This window comes from Salmonella sp. 3C (assembly GCF_025426275.1).
Taxonomy (GTDB): domain Bacteria; phylum Pseudomonadota; class Gammaproteobacteria; order Enterobacterales; family Enterobacteriaceae; genus Salmonella; species Salmonella enterica.
In genome coordinates, this window is sequence record NZ_CP104858.1 from 1,017,710 (window position 1) to 1,033,228 (window position 15,519).

Genomic DNA, 15,519 nt, shown 5'->3' on the forward strand with positions numbered 1-15,519 from the left:
GGTATTCCCTGCTGACGCTTCGCTTATCAGTTCTGCGAGTGTGTCATATTCGGCGCTTCACTAAACCCATGTTGCATGAGAATCAACCTCGCCCGTGCTGACAGTAAAAAGTCGGCAAGCGTTTTTCCCTGCTCGCTCAGGCAGGCAAAGCCATATTCAGCCACGGGATTATAAGGTTCCGGGATATCAACCACTCGCAGCGAATTAACCTGCCGTAGCCTGGGAGCATAGCTGGCATAGCCGATAAAGATATCGGTGTAATCATGATTGATGAGCCATTCCGCAGCCAGCCGGCCCGCCGGTAACGGCAAAGTCTGCCTGCCGCCAACCAGCGCTACCGCGCGTTTTCGGACCGCTTCGCCCTCCTTGCCCATCCGCGAAAAAAGCTGCTGCGTATAATCGCCGGAAGGATCGCAACCTGCTGTTGAGGTGCCGATCCGCAGATCCCGCCGGGTTAATAGCGACAGCCAGTCCTCGCCTTCACGCATCGCCTGTGCCCGCACGCTCAGGCACAAACGGTTCGTCGTAAAAGGCGCGACCCGCAGCGCCCGCCCGCTTTCCAGCAGCGCCTGCGGATGCGCCAGGTTCGCCGAAGCAAAAAAGTCGCACGCTTCGATGCGTTCACGTAACAGCCCCGCCGGACCGAAATCACATACCGCATCCGCCTGAAATGCCGCCATTAGCTGCGGCCAGACGACGCGCAAGCTCCCCGCAGCCAGTATTCGCATCACTGTACGCCCTGATAGTCAGTACGGTAAAAACGTTGATACCAGTCGTTAGCGGCCTTTTGCATGTCAATATCGTGGAATTTTTCCGGATAGAGTTTTTTCGCCATCCACAGTTCGCCGATTCCCACCGCCTCCGGCATCGGATATCCCCAGGCTTTGGCATAATCCGGCATCAGGTAAACCCGATGATGCTTCACCGCGTCAATGACCTGCCACTGGGGATTGTGCAGGATCTCATTGACGACCTTTGGATAGCGATTCTGGACAAAGATTACCTGTGGATCCTAGGCGATCACCTGCTCCATTGTCACCTGCTTAAAGCCTTTCACCGAGGATGCCGCTACATTCAGCGCCCCCGCATGGGCCATCATCAGACCGGTGTATTTACCGGAACCGTAGGTGGTCAGCTCCGGATTCGCCATATAAGCGCGAACCCGCTCATTTTCAGGAACCGACTGCAAACGGTCGCTGACCATCTTGCGACCTTTATCCATCGCCTCAATCAGCGCTTTCGCCTCCTGCGGTTTATTGACGATATCGCCAATCAGCGTTATTCCTTCACGCAGCCCGCGATTATAAGCCTGCTCTTCATCGGCCAGGGTCGGGTTCATTTTAGCCCGCTCGCCAGCAACATCATGGCGCAGCGAAATCGCCACCACCGGAATGCCAAGACGGCTGATTTTGTCGATCATCTCCTGCGGAGCGTAATTCGTGACAAACACCACCTGCGGGCGCAGCGCCACCAGTTTTTCAGGATCAACGTGCGTTAGATCGCCCAGCGAGGCTTTTTGCGCCAGTTCCGGCGCCAGACGCGCATAGCCGTCGCCTAATTGCTGTTTCCAGTTCGCCATGACCCCAACGATTTTGTCAGTGGCATTCATCTGTACAAGGAGATTGAGCGTTTGATGCTGGAGCACCACCACTCTGTCGACGGTGTCGGGAACCGTGACCTGGCGGCCAAGTTGATCGGTAAAAGTACGCGCCGCCTGTGACATTAACGGCCAGCAAAAAAGCAACGCCAGCAGAGAGAGCTGGCGCAAAAATTTATTCATAGGTTTCGCCCCACAATCGATATATAAATAATTATACAGCGATTATAGAGCGATATAATAGAGGTGATTAAGGGATCACGCGCTGGTGATGTCGTACTCCATGCGGCGCAGCGCATCTAACGTGGCTTTCGCTTCGTCTTCGTCAATGATGCTCATCGCAAAACCAACGTGTACCAATACCCATTGCCCTACCAGATCGGCTGGCTTACCTTCACAAATCAGAGCAATATTGACATCACGTTTGATGCCACACACTTCCACCTGCGCAAGCTGGTGAATATCATCTCCGACGGCCAGCACCTGACCGGGGACGCCAATACACATAATTAACCACCTGAAATAAAATGCGGGTTATTCGACCTCAATACTCTTTACTTTCAACGAATCGCCGGTATCCACCCGCAGGCGATCGCCATGACAACGCGGACATTGCGCGTCATGCCTGAGAATTTCCACCACCTGACTGCAATCCCAGCACCAGGCCTGGGCCGGTCTGTAGTCGATGTGCAATTCGCACCCTTGCGCTAAAGTTCCCTGGCAGGCGATGTCAAAGCTGAAACGAACCGCGCGCTCTTCAACGCACGAAAGCGCGCCTATCTCCAGCCATACGCCGGTGACGCGCGCCACGCCGTGCTGTTCTGCCTGCTGCTGAATAATTTCAACGGCGCTTTGGCAAAGAGACAGCTCATGCATTCTCACAGCTCCGACGGCCAAACAGCAACGCACGCCGGCTTGTCTGCGGCGCATCAGGATTGCTTACCGGCAGGGATAACAGCATCCGCGCGCAGTCATCCGCCAGCCGGACGCCCTCTTCCGGCGACAGGCTACGGGAAAGCGGCGACATCAACGAGCAGGCAAGATATTGTGAAACGCCTTCCAGTTCGCCAACGGTAAAGGTCATCGTGCCATAAGGCAGTTGCAGACCGAGTTTTTCACCGATGGTACGCCCGGGCCAGATCTGGTCCGGGCCAGGGAAGATTAATGCGCTTAACATCCACGGCGTAATTACCGTGCCCGTCCATTGTCCTTCAAACAACGTAAAATCAGAGACATGCACCGGCATAGTCGGATGCAGAAACGAAAGATCGTGCATCGAACGATGGGCTATCTCTTCAAACGCCGCCTGAACCCGGGCGACGGGCGCCGTGTCGAATCCGGAAAACGTTTCAGACATGCGCCGTCTCCTTAGGAATTGCTTCGACGCCGGATTCTCGCAGCGCAGCAAGAACCTGCTCAAGCGCAGGTTCAATCATCGCCTCGACGGTTGGCGTTAAGCCGATGTGCGGTTCCAGCGACTGTGGAATAACGCCGACCAGGGTCAGTTTCTTCGGAAACTCGCCGGTAAAGCGGAGGGCCGACAATACGTCGGCCAGTCCAAGCTGATGGGGGGAGATTTTGTTGGTGAACAGCGCCGGAACTTCATCGTCGCGCAGTACCATAATGGTTCCCGGCGCGTTCTTTTTCGACACGATGGCGTCGGCAATGATCAAATGATCCCGACTCGCCATATCGCCAAGAAGTTCCATTCCCGCCGTACCACCATCCAGAATCTCAACGAAATCCGGCAGGGTGTATCGTTGCTCTAACGCTTCAACAATACGCACCCCGATGGCTTCATCGGTCAGCAAAATATTGCCGACCCCTAAGACTAATATCCGCATTACAAAACCTTCACCGAGACCACTTCATTGCCATCGGCGTCCACCACGTGTACCGCGCACGCCATGCAAGGGTCGAAGGAGTGGATGGTACGTACCACTTCCAGCGGCTTCGCCGGATCGGCGATCGGCGTACCGACCAGCGACTGTTCGTACGGCCCCACGTCATCGTTGAAGTTACGCGGACCTGAGTTCCAGGTCGATGGCACCACCGCCTGATAGTTACTGATAATACCGTCTTTAATCACCATCCAGTGAGACAGCATACCGCGCGGCGCCTCCAGGAAGCCCACGCCTTTGAACTCGCCCGTCGCCGGAATGTTCGGCTTCACAAACGTGGTGTAATCGCCTTTGCCGATATTTACAATCAGCGCGTTGTATTGATCCTGCAATATGTTTTGCAGTTCACAACAGTGAACGGTACGCCCGATGATACGACCCAGCGTAGAGTGAAGTTGCGCCATTTCCAACGTTTTGCCGGTCAGCTTCTGATAAAGCGCAATGATTTCATTGAGCTTGGTCTGCGTGGATTCACGACCTGCAGCCAGTTTACACAGCATGTTCGCCAGCGGCCCGACTTCGACGGTTTTGCCGTAGAATGTCGGCGACTTGACCCATGAGTATTTACCGTCATCCGACCAACCGTCGTAAGCCGGGATCGTAGTGCCTTCCCACGGCGCCTGCGGCGCTTCATCTTTGTACCAGGCGTGCTTCGCGCTCTCCTGAATACCTTTAATCAGGAATTCGTCGGAGTGAGAGGTGATCGGACGGTATGTCGACAGATCGGCATTGGTAATGTAACCGCCCGGGAACAGGAAACTGCCGTTTTTACCGTCGGTCGGGAATTCCGGCGCGCTCAGGTAGTTCACCGCGCCTTTGCCGCGCTCCAGCCATTCCGGATAGTAGGCCGCGATGACTGCGGTATCCACTTTATACACCTGCTCGACAAAATCGCTCAGCTTATCGATAAACGATTTGATGTACATCAGGCGTTCAAGGTTCAACGTACCGATGCTGTCGAGATTGATCGGGTTCGCCACCCCACCGACCGCCAGGTTCTGGATATGCGGCGATTTACCGCCCAGCAACGCCACCACGCGGTTAGCGTCACGCTGACATTCCAGCGCCTGCAGATAGTGGGCGACCGCAATCAGGTTGACCTCCGGCGGTAACTGCATTGCCGGGTGCCCCCAGTAGCCATTGGCGAAAATACCTAGCTGACCGCTGGCGACAAGATCCTTGATCTTGTTCTGAACTTTCGTGAACTCTTGCGCGCTGTTCAGGTGCCAGCTCGACACGCCATCCAGCATCGCGGAGGCTTTTTCCGGATCGGCTTTCAGCGCAGAGGTAATGTCCACCCAGTCCAGCGCAGAGAGCTGGTAGAAATGGACAATGTGGTCATGGGTGGTATGCGCCGCCAGAATAATATTACGGATATACTGCGCGTTGACGGGAACATCAATATTCAGCGCGCTTTCCGCCGCACGAACGGAGGAGATCGCGTGAGTTGTCGTACAAACGCCGCAAATACGTTGCACAATCATCCACGCATCGCGCGGATCGCGGTTCTTCACGATCTCTTCCATACCGCGCCACATGGTGCCGGACGCCCATGCTTTGGATACGACGCCGTTCTCAATTTCGCAGTCAATGCGTAAATGACCCTCAATACGGGTTACCGGATCAATAGTAATTCTCTGGCTCATGCTTTGCTCGCCTCATGACGATTATGATCGTTTTGTTTTAAAGGAGGAAGTATCGGCAGTAGACGAATGAGTACGATGTATGCACAAATCTCAATAGCCACAAAACCAATAGAAATCAACAATTCTTCCCAAGTTGGGAAGTAGTGGTAGCCGCCACCCGGGTTGAATGCCACCAGCGAATAGGTCAGACGCCACGTCGCGCAGCCCAACAGCGCGCTCAGCGCCGACAGGTACAGCATACGAGAGTCATTACGCAGTTTCGCCACACGCAGCACCACTAACGGGAAGACCATCAGGACGACTTCAATCCAGAACATAGCGGAGTAAAAATCGCCGGCAAACGCATAGGACAGCTTGTCGCGATAAATCAGTTCGCCAAAGCGCAGGACGACGAAAATCGCCAGCAGCACGCTGATGGTATTCGTCAGCTTAACAAACAAATTTTTCTCATCCGGACCGTTTCCTTTCAGGCCTGCCTGAACCAGCGAACCCTCAAATATGACAATGGAGAAGCCCATGATAAACGCGGTCAGAACCGAGAACAGCGGCAGCATTTCATAGCTTTGCCATAGCGGATGCACTTTATAGCCCGCCGAGATCATCAATGACCCCATTGAGGACTGGTGCATCGTCGGCAACAGCGCGCCCAGCGCGATAATAAAGAACATCACCTTATTCAGACGCTTGAGCGACACTTTCCAGCCCAGACGTTCAAACAAGGCAGGCGCAAACTCCAGCGCCATCACGCCGATGTAGATGGTCATACAGACCGCCGTCTCAAACAGTACCGAGTTCACGTTGAAGTGACCTGGAATGTAGAAGTACGGCAGGTTCCAGTAACGACCGACGTCGATAGTGATCGACAGGCCGCCCAGCGAGTAACCAAACAAGCTTGCCAGCAACGCCGGGCGCACCAACGGATGGTATTGCCCACGGTTAAAGACATATACCGCCCATGCCAACGCCCAACCGCCGCAGGCAAAGCCAGTGCCGATCAACAGGTCAAAGGCAATCCAGACGCCCCATGGGAAACCGCCGTTCAGGTCGGAAACGGAGCCCAACCCGAAGACCAGACGCTTCACGATAAGGAGCATACACAGGACGATTAACGGTCCAAAAATAATGACCGGTTTACTGATGATTTTTCCGCCCAGCGGTTTTGGATCATGACTCATGATCGTCTCCTCCATCGTGATGGTCGTTTTTGCTATTACGACGAACCAGCACGGTTAAGCCCGCCAGCGCAGCCAGGGGTAGTATCATGCCTTTATAAAGCGTGTGTTGAACATGCTCGGAGCGCGCTCCGGTTGAAAGGTCATCCAGCTTCGGCAGATCCAGATCTTCATAAGGAACGCCTGTCAGCACCAGCACCTGAGTACCACCGCCCTCTTTTTCACCGTAGAGGTGTGGGTAGTATTTAGGCACCGTATGCAGATAGGTGTCGTCCGTTTTCAACGTCTGGCGCGGATAGTGATATTCACTGCCTGGTTTGAGGGCCAGACGTTTTTTCGCTTCCGCCATCAGCTCTTCACGAGTACCGAAAATGACGGCCCCTGCCGGACAAACTTCCACACACCCAGGCAAACCGCCTTTATCCAGACGCTCAACGCCTTTCTGGTTACACAACTCACACTTGTGAAGCGCGCCAAACGGGTTGTTGTAGTCGTACTTAGGTACGTTGTACGGACAGGCGACCATACAGTAACGGCAGCCGGTGCAGACATCTTTGTCATAGTGGACGATGCCGGTTTTCGGATCTTTTTTCAGCGCCGACACCGGGCAAACGGAAACGCAGTTAGGATCAACGCAGTGCATACACTGTTTCTTGATGTAGGCATAGCCGTTCTCTTCCTGATCTTTGTTCACGCCCGTGCCGCTACGCCATACCTGAATAATGTTATTGGTATACGGCGACAGCTTGTCGTTGTTCGACCAGGTCTGCTCCCCTTCCGGGTTACGCGCCGGGAAGTTGATATCCTGACACTTTGTGACGCAGGCCTGACAGCCCACGCACAGAGTGGAGTCATACAGCATACCCAGCGAACCTGGAATCGGCGGACGGTTTTCTGCAGCCGCATGGCTGACAGACGGCGCGGCGCCCAACAGCAATGCTCCACCGGAGGCTGCTTTAATAAAGTCACGTCTGTTCACGGTTATTCTCCCCGTGAGTCAGCGTTATCTTTCTTTTGCTGACGCCCCAGTTCACGTACCGCCATCACGCTGACGCCGGCAACCAGACCGACTACGCCGCCAAGCAGACCGACAGCGCCCGCAGAGATATTGCCGCCTTCTTTCATATTGACGTCAGGTTTCTCTGAACGCGGAGTTTGGTTTTCGACATGAGCAAGCTGGTGAATGCCCTTATGGAAGCCGATACCTTCTTCGTTACAGCCATAGCAAGGATGACCGATCGCCACTGGCCAGACGCCGCCAACGTCACAGAACTGTAACGTAGAACAGTTGCCCCAGGTTTCCGGCCCTTTACAGCCAAGATGGTAGAGACACCAGCCCTGACGGTGGCCTTCGTCGCCAAATTCTTTGGCAAAACGGCCTGCGTCGAAGTGTGGACGACGTTCGCAATGCTCATGAATCAGACGGCCATAGGCAAAGGTTGGACGATTTTTCGCATCCAGCTTCGGCGGCGTGCCGTAAGTGATGATATGCGCGGCGGTCGCCAGGAAGTTATGCGGGTTTGGCGGACAACCTGGAATATTGATAACCGTTTTGCCCGGTAAGACTTCCTGCAGACTGACAGCGCCGGTTGGGTTTACGCCAGCCGCAGCAACGCCGCCCCATGCCGAGCAGGAACCGATAGCGATAATCGCGGCTGCGCCGTCAGCGGCTTTGCGGATGTGATCCACGATCGGCTCGCCGGCAACCATGCAGTAGATACCGTTATCTTTTAGTGGGATAGAACCATCCACCACCAGAACATATTGCCCTTTATACTTCTCCAGAGCGTTATGTTTGTTTTCTTCGACCTGGTGACCGAATGCGGCGGAAAGTACCTCGTGGTATTCCAGAGAGATAGTCTCCAGAACGAGGTTTTCAACGGTTGGGTGTGTAGCACGAAGCAGTGATTCGGTACAACCGGTACACTCCTGAGCGCCAATCCAGATAACGGGCGGACGCTGTGGATTGGATACCGATTCTGCCATTTCTGCGGCGGCTTTGCTACTGAGCCCCATAGTAGCGGCCAGTGCTGCACAAAGCTTCATGAAATCACGACGGTTAATGCCGTGAGAAGTGATGAGAGTATTATCTCCAGTCATTTTATAGTTATTCCGTTACGAAGACCTGGCTTTTATTTTGCACTGTTCGCGAAGAAGTTATTGCGATCGGTACGCCATTTACCACACTTTTTTTATGGTTATGTGCGCCATAATACTTCGACGGAACAGTAAAACGAAGGGAAGAGGCGATAGTGTAATTAATTAAAGCAAGATAATACCCCTGTTGGATCAACCTTCGAGTCGATAACCGACCATAAAGAAGCGAACCGCCATCCCGGAATGATTCTCTTTAAAGAAATCCATCACCATTTCTTTATCCAGACCATAGCGACGCGTCAGAATTCCGGCCTCCCACGCGCTAAGTTGACGATCGCCGGTCTTTTCGAACATACGGTGTGTAAAACCCAATACAAAGCCACGTTTATACTCAGAACAGAAATTCACCGCATGATGCGCGCTATATGCATATGGCGCGTGCAACCCAGCCATTAACCCTTTCCCAAAATGATTATTCATCTGACCTCCTTAGTCTCTATATAATAAATTATATAGCGACTGATTAAATGAAGGCCAGCGCATTACGCGCTTTTTTGCTTCACATCAGAAGGAAACCCATTCATCAGTAGACTGTGCGGGAGCCGACGCCATTCTCTGAACGCCAGGCGCCGCTTTCGCCGTTACGCGTTGTTGCGGCTCACGAGCGGAAAGCCGGAACTGCTGTACGGAGCGTTGCAAATCCTCCGTCTGCCGTTCCAGCGCCGCCGCCGCCGCGGAAACCTGCTCAACCAGCGCGGCGTTTTGTTGCGTAACGCTATCCATTTGCGTGATCGCCACGCCAACCTGAGAAATACCTTTACTCTGTTCTTCGGAGGCGGACGCGATCTGTTTCATAATCGTCGTCACTTCCGTGACGCCGCGCAGGATGGCGTCCATCGTCGCGCCGGTCTCCTGGACCAACTGCGCGCCCTGCGCTACGCGACGTACCGATTCGCCAATTAAGGCTTCAATTTCTTTCGCTGCCCCCGCGCTGCGGCTGGCCAGGTTACGTACCTCACCGGCGACCACCGCGAAGCCGCGTCCCTGCTCGCCCGCTCTGGCCGCTTCTACCGCTGCGTTCAAGGCCAGAATATTGGTCTGGAAAGCAATACTATTAATTACGGTAGTAATTTCCGCGATCTGCTGCGAACTGGCGGAAATACCGTTCATTGTTTCTACCACATCGGAAACCAGTTCACCGCCTTTTCCTGCCGTTAGCGAGGCGGCATCCGCAAGCTGACTCGCCTGGCGAGCGTGTTCGGCGTTCATTTTCACCGTTGCGGTAAGCTGTTCCATGCTGGCGGCAGTTTCTTCCAGCGCGGCGGCCTGTTCTTCCGTTCGGGAAGAGAGATCGTTATTACCGGTAGAAATTTCCGTCGCGCCGCGCCAGATATTGTCGCTTCCGGCGCGGATCGTACTCACGGCTTCGCGTAAACTGTCCTGCATCGCGCGCAGTAGCGGCACCAACCGGCCTACGCAGTTACGCCCCAACGCTTCAATCGGCTGGCTAAGATCGCCTTGCGCGATACGCTGAAACTGCTGACGGATACGCTCCAGCGGTTTCACCATCATTGCAACCAGATAGCGATCGGTAAAAATCAGGATAGCAATGCCCAGAATCACCGCCGTGATAAGCAGGATGCGGATGGTATAGGTTTTACCATCGACCATCACACGGGTGTTATCCAGCATGGCGCCAGCTTCATGACTAAACCGTTCCGCGCTGGCGCCGAACGCGCGACTGAGTGCGGGCGTGACCGTACTGGCATGTTCGCTCCAGGCGGTTAGCGATCCTTGCTGCGCCAGTTGCATTTGAGGAACGACGCCTTTCTCCAGCAAGGCCTGCCAGTTGGACAAGACCTCCCTTGAGATATCAGGGTTCATCGGCCCTGGCGATAGCGCTTTCATCTCCTCCAGCTTCTGACGCATATTCTCGAGCGACTGCCGGGCGGGCGCAAAATCGGGCGTGCCGCCGCCGATTTTTACATCCATCGCGCGGCTAAGGCGGGTAACAAAGCGGAAATATTGATCGTTACCCTGGCTTAGCACCGTCATTTGCCGCACAAGATGCCGGTCAATATCATTTCCTTCCGAAACTTCGGATAAAGCATGGACGCTGTATAACCCCACCCCCGACCAGAGTAGACAAAAAAGTCCCAGTATCGTCAGCATGACCATACGAATAGTAAAGTTTTGCAGCAAACGCATATGAATTTCCTTGCTGAATATAAGAGATTAGTCATCTGATGATGACGCACTCTCGTTATCGGCAAGGCGCGGAGAATATATAATGCATTCTCCATTTTTTTACAGTTATCGCCGTTTACGTACCCGCAGATGTTATATATCTGTGAACACAGAGAAAATCTTTTAGTCTTATTACTGAGTAAATGAATAGATGTAGTAAAAATATTGCGTAAGGCTGCAGGGAGACGGTTATCCGCCGTTAAAGAAGCGCTGTTTTACAGCCGGGCTCAGCGTCCTTTGCCCGACTGCCCCGCCGTTGACGGCGGCTCAATGGTTATGCCGCGTCAATCTGTCCAGATAGCCCATAACGAATGCCGACAGGACAAAGGTCAGATGGATGATGACATACCACATTAATTTGTTATCCGGGACGTTTTTCGCGTCCATAAACACGCGTAACAGGTGAATGGAAGAGATAGCGACTATCGATGCCGCCACCTTATTTTTTAGCGACGTCGCATCCATTTTCCCCAGCCAGTTCAGCTTCTCCTTGCCCGCAGAGATATCCAGCTGAGAGACAAAATTCTCATACCCGGAGAACATGACCATCACCAGCAATCCGCCGACCAGCGTCATATCAACCAGCGATAACAGCACCAGAATCAGATCGGCCTCCGCCAGGGCAAAAACGTTCGGCAGAACGTGTAGAATGTCCTGGAAAAATTTTAGCGCTAAAGCGATCAGCGCCAAAGAGAGGCCAAAATACACCGGCGCGAGCAGCCAGCGAGACGCATACATTACATTTTCAAGAAAGCGTTCCATAGGGACCTGTCAGGTAACTAAAACCAGCAACAGTATATCTCAACCATGCAACATCAGATCAACATGCCAGTTAAGAGCCTATCCCACCAGGCGTTATTGGCGCAGCCAGTTTGGACACGGACAGCGCGCAAAAACCGGAGCGTACACGTAGTACGTGAGGTTTGACTCGCTACGCTCGCCCTTCGGGCCGCCGCTAGCGGCGTTCAAAACGCTAACGCGTTTTGGCGAGCACTGCCCAGGTCCAAAATGGCAAGTAAAATAGCCCTAATGGGATAGGCTCTAAATCTCATCCGGGTTAACCTGCGGGCGCTGATATTCCGGCCATACCAGCGCGACCAATGCCGGGTAGGCTTCAAGACTGAACTCGCGAAAACACTGGCGTAAATTAAGGACGTCCAAATCCGAATACGGCACCTTTTCTCCGTTCAGACAACGCTTCTTAATATTGTCGTAATACTTATAAACGGCAGAGTTAAGGTCGCTGCAACGACGCTGTGCGTCAAATAATCCAGGCGTTTCATTCAACTCAGTCATTGTCATTCGTTTTATCGTTGCATGAAGGAAATCGATATATTCATGGTTAACGCGCCAGTACCATACCGGCGTTATCGAATTCATTAATACTGAGAAATGATCTTCGCCCTCTTCCTTTGTCATGGGTTCAGTTTGATTTAAATTTACGATTTTTCCACCAGGACGTTTTTTATTAACCTCCCACATCAGGAAGAGTATCGCGCCGGTCAGTAATAGCAATATAATAACAGAATAAAAAATACTGTTCATAGCAGGCTCCATTTTTTTTGATTTTAAAATTACGCCATGTTATTGTCAACGAAACCTACACTATTAAAAATAGTATACCACTGATCGTAAAGGATATTTAGTCATGCTTCCTGAGCATCTGGTTTCCTCTCATTTTCGCCTGTCATCGCCGCCCCCTGAAGCCACAGAAAACAGTAAAAATTTGCCTCAGGGAAAGACAAAACTCAGCGATTACGAGCCCGATATTTTAATTTGCGCTAACGCAACCGGGCAACACAGAAACGTATTATTTGAAGAACGCGACCGTCATATTAAAGAACGTCTGTATTGTGTGGCTAAAATTGAAACGTTTGCCCGCCTGATAAACGCACTACAGGCAGAAGGCGATATTGATGCCCAAACACTAAGTAAAATACTGGCGGATAAAACCGCAATGATAAATGAAAAAGGTAATGCCATTTGGCTTAATTTAATCACTCGCGAAACCAATATGCCGCTATTTTATTCACTGGAAGATAAAGATGAAAGAAGTTGAAGACAATAACGTTTATTTGGCTTTAGACAACCATAAAAGTGATGAATTTATCTTAAAGCAAAATCTTGCAGCGCTAATCGCCAGTAAAAATGCCACCCTGGAAAAGGTAACGCAGGAGGTGGTATCCATACCGGCGGCGTTAGTGCGCCTGAAGTGGCAAAACCGACGAGAGATGTATACGTTACAGGTCAAAGAGGAGATTTATGGCGCGACCATCAATGCTATTATCGAGCAGCATCCTGAATTACGAGACAAAATTATGTCTCGTCTTGAAAGTGACTGGCAGCATCTGCTGGCTCGCGAGACGGCAACCTTACGTCTGACGCGTAAGCTTTCCGATGGCGACTACCGGACGCGCAACGTCACCACCGTCGCACGGCAAGAAAAATAACCTTCATGGCTAGTTAACTCTGTTGTGAATACGGGCGAAGCATAAGGATCGTTCTGATTCTCCCTCTTATGGTAGTAAAAGTGTCTACGCTTAAAGGGTGTTCAACCTGAAGGGAGAAGCTCAATGTCTCATCTATACGACCCTACCACGCAGTATTACACCGGCGAATATCCTAAGCAAAAACAGCCGGCGCCCGGCGTCCAGGCGAAAATGACGCCTGTTCCTGACTGTGGCGAAAAAAGTTATGTCGGCAGTGGTCGCCTTAAAGATCGTAAGGCGCTGGTGACAGGGGGCGACTCCGGGATTGGGCGCGCTGCCGCTATCGCTTACGCGCGTGAAGGCGCAGATGTCGCGATCAACTATCTGCCAGCGGAAGAAGAGGACGCCCAGCAGGTTAAAGCGCTGATTGAGGAGTGCGGTCGTAAAGCGGTGTTATTGCCAGGCGATCTTAGCGACGAATCCTTCGCCCGTTCGCTGGTCCATAAGGCGCGTGAAGCGCTGGGCGGGCTGGACATTCTGGCGCTGGTAGCCGGTAAACAGACGGCAATCCCGGAGATAAAAGATCTGACCAGCGAGCAATTTCAGCAAACCTTCGCCGTTAACGTTTTTGCCCTGTTCTGGATAACCCAGGAAGCGATTCCGCTGCTGCCAAAAGGCGCCAGTATTATCACGACGTCGTCTATCCAGGCGTATCAGCCCAGTCCGCACCTGCTGGATTATGCGGCAACCAAGGCGGCAATCCTCAATTACAGCCGTGGCCTGGCGAAACAGGTGGCGGAAAAAGGAATTCGTGTGAATATTGTCGCGCCTGGCCCTATCTGGACAGCGCTGCAAATTTCCGGCGGTCAAACCCAGGATAAAATTCCGCAGTTTGGTCAGCAGACGCCAATGAAGCGGGCCGGCCAACCGGCAGAGCTGGCGCCGGTGTATGTCTATCTGGCAAGCCAGGAATCCAGTTACGTTACCGCAGAAGTGCACGGCGTGTGCGGCGGGGAGCATTTAGGCTAACGCATGAAGTCGATTAAGGTGGCGCAATTCTGTTAAGCAAGGCGCCATCTTAGGCAATAAAAAAGCCGGGTGGCGACTTCGCCTTACCCGGCCTACAGCGTCAGCAGAATACTTATTTCGCTTTCGCGGTCTCTTCGCCGACCAGACCAATCTTGAGATAGCCCGCCTGATGCAGCATATCCATCACTTTCATCAGGGTTTCATACTCTACGGTTTTATCCGCACGGAAGAAAATCGTAGTATCCTTTTTCCCTTCCGTCAGGGCCGTTAGCTCGGCAATCATCGTATCATCCGTCACCGGATCGTTACCGATAAACATGGTGTTATCCGCTTTCACCGACAGATAAACCGGTTTTTCCGGACGCGGCTGTGGCGTACTGGTAGAAGCGGGCAGATTCACCTTGACGTCCACCGTCGCCAGCGGCGCAGCCACCATAAAGATAATCAGCAGAACCAACATGACATCGATAAACGGCGTCACGTTGATTTCATGCATTTCGCCGTTGTCATCCAGGTTCTCGTTAAGACGCATTGCCATGACGCATTACCCTACCCGTAATTTCTGCGCGGCGCGTACCGGCTGCGCACTGGCGCTCGCATTCAGATCAAGATCGCGGCTTTGCAGCAGCAATACCTGCGCCGCCACGTCACCCAGCGTCGCTTTGTAACTGCCTATCTGACGTGCGAAGATGTTGTAAATGACGACCGCCGGGATCGCGGCTACCAGCCCAATCGCCGTCGCCAGCAGCGCTTCCGCAATACCAGGAGCGACCACCGCCAGGTTGGTGGTCTGCGTTTGCGCAATACCGATGAAGCTATTCATAATGCCCCATACGGTGCCAAACAACCCGACGAAGGGGGAAATGGCGCCGATCGTCGCCAGATAACCGTTGCCTCGTCCCATGTAGCGGCCAACCGCTGCGACGCGACGTTCCAGACGGAAGCCGGTACGTTCTTTAATCCCTTCGTTATCTTCGCTGCCCTGAGAGAGTTCCAGTTCATTCTGCGCTTCATTGATGAGCTGTGCGCTGAGGCTTTTTGCGCTGAAACCTGCCGCAATGTCGGAAGCCTGATCTAAAGAGCGCGCATCGGCTAATTGCAGTTGTTCGCGCTTTAAGCGGCGCTTTTGCGTGAAAAATTCAACGCTTTTACTGAAGAAGATAGCCCAGGTGACGACTGACGCCAGAATCAAACCAATCATCACGCACTTCACGACAATATCGGCGTGCTGATACATGCCCCAGACGGAAAGATCCGTCTGCATCAAATTATTACCCACTCTGTATCTCCAGGACGCAAATCACAAAATCTGAGCATAATAATATCAAAACAACGTCGAATTGATAGTCGTTCTCATTACTATTTACATACTGCCGCACCTTTACTGCTTTTTCTTTGCGC

At 52.8% G+C, this 15,519-nt stretch carries 18 protein-coding genes and 1 pseudogene; 3 read left to right on the plus strand and 16 right to left on the minus strand.

Going from position 1 to position 15,519, the window contains the following annotated elements; translation table 11 throughout:
* Nucleotides 1-26: 26 nt before the first annotated feature.
* The 14 genes and pseudogenes from N7E69_RS04795 to N7E69_RS04860 form a co-directional block, all read right to left on the minus strand.
* Nucleotides 27-728, minus strand: coding sequence for a molybdate ABC transporter substrate-binding protein (locus N7E69_RS04795; protein ID WP_001220939.1), 702 nt, complete (start codon nucleotides 726-728; stop codon nucleotides 27-29).
* Nucleotides 728-1,780, minus strand: a pseudogene (locus tag N7E69_RS04800) (ABC transporter substrate-binding protein). Before N7E69_RS04800 ends, N7E69_RS04795 begins: the two are co-directional and overlap by 1 nt.
* A gap of 75 nt (nucleotides 1,781-1,855) precedes the next feature.
* On the minus strand, nucleotides 1,856-2,104 hold the full coding sequence (gene hybG / locus N7E69_RS04805) for a hydrogenase maturation factor HybG (protein ID WP_000334889.1): 249 nt from the start codon (nucleotides 2,102-2,104) through the stop codon (nucleotides 1,856-1,858).
* 27 nt (nucleotides 2,105-2,131) lie between these two features.
* Nucleotides 2,132-2,473, minus strand: coding sequence for a hydrogenase maturation nickel metallochaperone HypA (gene hypA / locus N7E69_RS04810; protein ID WP_000544946.1), 342 nt, complete (start codon nucleotides 2,471-2,473; stop codon nucleotides 2,132-2,134).
* The gene (hybE, locus tag N7E69_RS04815; protein ID WP_000004950.1) at nucleotides 2,466-2,954 is read right to left on the minus strand and encodes a hydrogenase-2 assembly chaperone; all 489 of its coding nucleotides are present in this window, start codon (nucleotides 2,952-2,954) and stop codon (nucleotides 2,466-2,468) included. Before hybE ends, hypA begins: the two co-directional genes overlap by 8 nt.
* Nucleotides 2,947-3,441 carry a HyaD/HybD family hydrogenase maturation endopeptidase gene (locus N7E69_RS04820; RefSeq protein ID WP_001221962.1) on the minus strand — a complete coding sequence of 165 codons (495 nt, stop codon included), beginning with the start codon at nucleotides 3,439-3,441 and terminating at the stop codon, nucleotides 2,947-2,949. The genes hybE and N7E69_RS04820 overlap by 8 nt, the downstream gene beginning before the upstream one ends.
* Nucleotides 3,441-5,144, minus strand: a complete 1,704-nt coding sequence (gene hybC / locus N7E69_RS04825; protein ID WP_000083044.1) for a hydrogenase 2 large subunit — start codon at nucleotides 5,142-5,144, stop codon at nucleotides 3,441-3,443. Before hybC ends, N7E69_RS04820 begins: the two co-directional genes overlap by 1 nt.
* Nucleotides 5,141-6,319 (minus strand): Ni/Fe-hydrogenase cytochrome b subunit, encoded by a 1,179-nt coding sequence (gene hybB / locus N7E69_RS04830; RefSeq protein WP_000017678.1) that lies wholly within the window; start codon nucleotides 6,317-6,319, stop codon nucleotides 5,141-5,143. The genes hybC and hybB overlap by 4 nt, the downstream gene beginning before the upstream one ends.
* Nucleotides 6,309-7,295: a hydrogenase 2 operon protein HybA gene (gene hybA, locus N7E69_RS04835; RefSeq protein ID WP_001081721.1), complete on the minus strand. Its 987-nt coding sequence runs from the start codon at nucleotides 7,293-7,295 to the stop codon at nucleotides 6,309-6,311. Before hybA ends, hybB begins: the two co-directional genes overlap by 11 nt.
* Before the next feature lie 2 nt (nucleotides 7,296-7,297).
* Nucleotides 7,298-8,416, minus strand: coding sequence for a hydrogenase 2 small subunit (hybO, locus tag N7E69_RS04840; RefSeq protein WP_000145428.1), 1,119 nt, complete (start codon nucleotides 8,414-8,416; stop codon nucleotides 7,298-7,300).
* Between the two features lie 189 nt (nucleotides 8,417-8,605).
* Nucleotides 8,606-8,893, minus strand: a complete 288-nt coding sequence (locus tag N7E69_RS04845; RefSeq protein WP_001059120.1) for a DUF2623 family protein — start codon at nucleotides 8,891-8,893, stop codon at nucleotides 8,606-8,608.
* Between the two features lie 84 nt (nucleotides 8,894-8,977).
* Complete coding sequence (locus N7E69_RS04850) at nucleotides 8,978-10,621, minus strand: methyl-accepting chemotaxis protein (protein ID WP_001238429.1); 1,644 nt, start codon at nucleotides 10,619-10,621, stop codon at nucleotides 8,978-8,980.
* A 306-nt stretch (nucleotides 10,622-10,927) separates the two neighbouring features.
* A complete protein-coding gene (locus N7E69_RS04855) occupies nucleotides 10,928-11,422 on the minus strand; it encodes a TIGR00645 family protein (protein WP_000439333.1) in 495 nt (164 codons plus the stop codon).
* Between the two features lie 279 nt (nucleotides 11,423-11,701).
* On the minus strand, nucleotides 11,702-12,205 hold the full coding sequence (locus N7E69_RS04860; RefSeq protein ID WP_001519110.1) for an ESA_00282 family adhesion-associated protein: 504 nt from the start codon (nucleotides 12,203-12,205) through the stop codon (nucleotides 11,702-11,704).
* Nucleotides 12,206-12,308: 103 nt separating this feature from the next.
* Between N7E69_RS04860 and N7E69_RS04865 the strand changes: the two genes are divergently transcribed.
* The 3 genes from N7E69_RS04865 to N7E69_RS04875 all read left to right on the plus strand — a co-directional run bounded on the left by N7E69_RS04865 (nucleotide 12,309) and on the right by N7E69_RS04875 (nucleotide 14,118).
* Nucleotides 12,309-12,719, plus strand: coding sequence for a hypothetical protein (locus N7E69_RS04865; RefSeq protein ID WP_000936449.1), 411 nt, complete (start codon nucleotides 12,309-12,311; stop codon nucleotides 12,717-12,719).
* Nucleotides 12,706-13,110, plus strand: a complete 405-nt coding sequence (locus N7E69_RS04870) for a hypothetical protein (protein WP_000665661.1) — start codon at nucleotides 12,706-12,708, stop codon at nucleotides 13,108-13,110. The genes N7E69_RS04865 and N7E69_RS04870 overlap by 14 nt, the downstream gene beginning before the upstream one ends.
* A 123-nt stretch (nucleotides 13,111-13,233) precedes the next feature.
* Nucleotides 13,234-14,118 carry an SDR family oxidoreductase gene (locus tag N7E69_RS04875; protein ID WP_000019032.1) on the plus strand — a complete coding sequence of 295 codons (885 nt, stop codon included), beginning with the start codon at nucleotides 13,234-13,236 and terminating at the stop codon, nucleotides 14,116-14,118.
* A gap of 112 nt (nucleotides 14,119-14,230) precedes the next feature.
* On the opposite strand, the gene exbD is transcribed toward N7E69_RS04875, so the two are convergent.
* Together exbD and exbB are read right to left on the minus strand one after the other, a co-directional pair.
* A complete protein-coding gene (gene exbD / locus N7E69_RS04880; RefSeq protein WP_001251476.1) occupies nucleotides 14,231-14,656 on the minus strand; it encodes a TonB system transport protein ExbD in 426 nt (141 codons plus the stop codon).
* Between the two features lie 6 nt (nucleotides 14,657-14,662).
* Nucleotides 14,663-15,397 (minus strand): tol-pal system-associated acyl-CoA thioesterase, encoded by a 735-nt coding sequence (gene exbB, locus N7E69_RS04885; protein ID WP_000527859.1) that lies wholly within the window; start codon nucleotides 15,395-15,397, stop codon nucleotides 14,663-14,665.
* Nucleotides 15,398-15,519: the final 122 nt, after the last annotated feature.

Coding starts and splice junctions, on each gene's coding strand:
- N7E69_RS04795 (WP_001220939.1), bottom strand. CDS start 728: ATGCGAATACTGGCTGCGGGGAGCTTGCGCGTCGTCTGGCCGCAGCTA.
- hybG (WP_000334889.1), bottom strand. CDS start 2,104: ATGTGTATTGGCGTCCCCGGTCAGGTGCTGGCCGTCGGAGATGATATT.
- hypA (WP_000544946.1), bottom strand. CDS start 2,473: ATGCATGAGCTGTCTCTTTGCCAAAGCGCCGTTGAAATTATTCAGCAG.
- hybE (WP_000004950.1), bottom strand. CDS start 2,954: ATGTCTGAAACGTTTTCCGGATTCGACACGGCGCCCGTCGCCCGGGTT.
- N7E69_RS04820 (WP_001221962.1), bottom strand. CDS start 3,441: ATGCGGATATTAGTCTTAGGGGTCGGCAATATTTTGCTGACCGATGAA.
- hybC (WP_000083044.1), bottom strand. CDS start 5,144: ATGAGCCAGAGAATTACTATTGATCCGGTAACCCGTATTGAGGGTCAT.
- hybB (WP_000017678.1), bottom strand. CDS start 6,319: ATGAGTCATGATCCAAAACCGCTGGGCGGAAAAATCATCAGTAAACCG.
- hybO (WP_000145428.1), bottom strand. CDS start 8,416: ATGACTGGAGATAATACTCTCATCACTTCTCACGGCATTAACCGTCGT.
- N7E69_RS04845 (WP_001059120.1), bottom strand. CDS start 8,893: ATGAATAATCATTTTGGGAAAGGGTTAATGGCTGGGTTGCACGCGCCA.
- N7E69_RS04850 (WP_001238429.1), bottom strand. CDS start 10,621: ATGCGTTTGCTGCAAAACTTTACTATTCGTATGGTCATGCTGACGATA.
- N7E69_RS04855 (WP_000439333.1), bottom strand. CDS start 11,422: ATGGAACGCTTTCTTGAAAATGTAATGTATGCGTCTCGCTGGCTGCTC.
- N7E69_RS04860 (WP_001519110.1), bottom strand. CDS start 12,205: ATGAACAGTATTTTTTATTCTGTTATTATATTGCTATTACTGACCGGC.
- N7E69_RS04865 (WP_000936449.1), top strand. CDS start 12,309: ATGCTTCCTGAGCATCTGGTTTCCTCTCATTTTCGCCTGTCATCGCCG.
- N7E69_RS04870 (WP_000665661.1), top strand. CDS start 12,706: ATGAAAGAAGTTGAAGACAATAACGTTTATTTGGCTTTAGACAACCAT.
- N7E69_RS04875 (WP_000019032.1), top strand. CDS start 13,234: ATGTCTCATCTATACGACCCTACCACGCAGTATTACACCGGCGAATAT.
- exbD (WP_001251476.1), bottom strand. CDS start 14,656: ATGGCAATGCGTCTTAACGAGAACCTGGATGACAACGGCGAAATGCAT.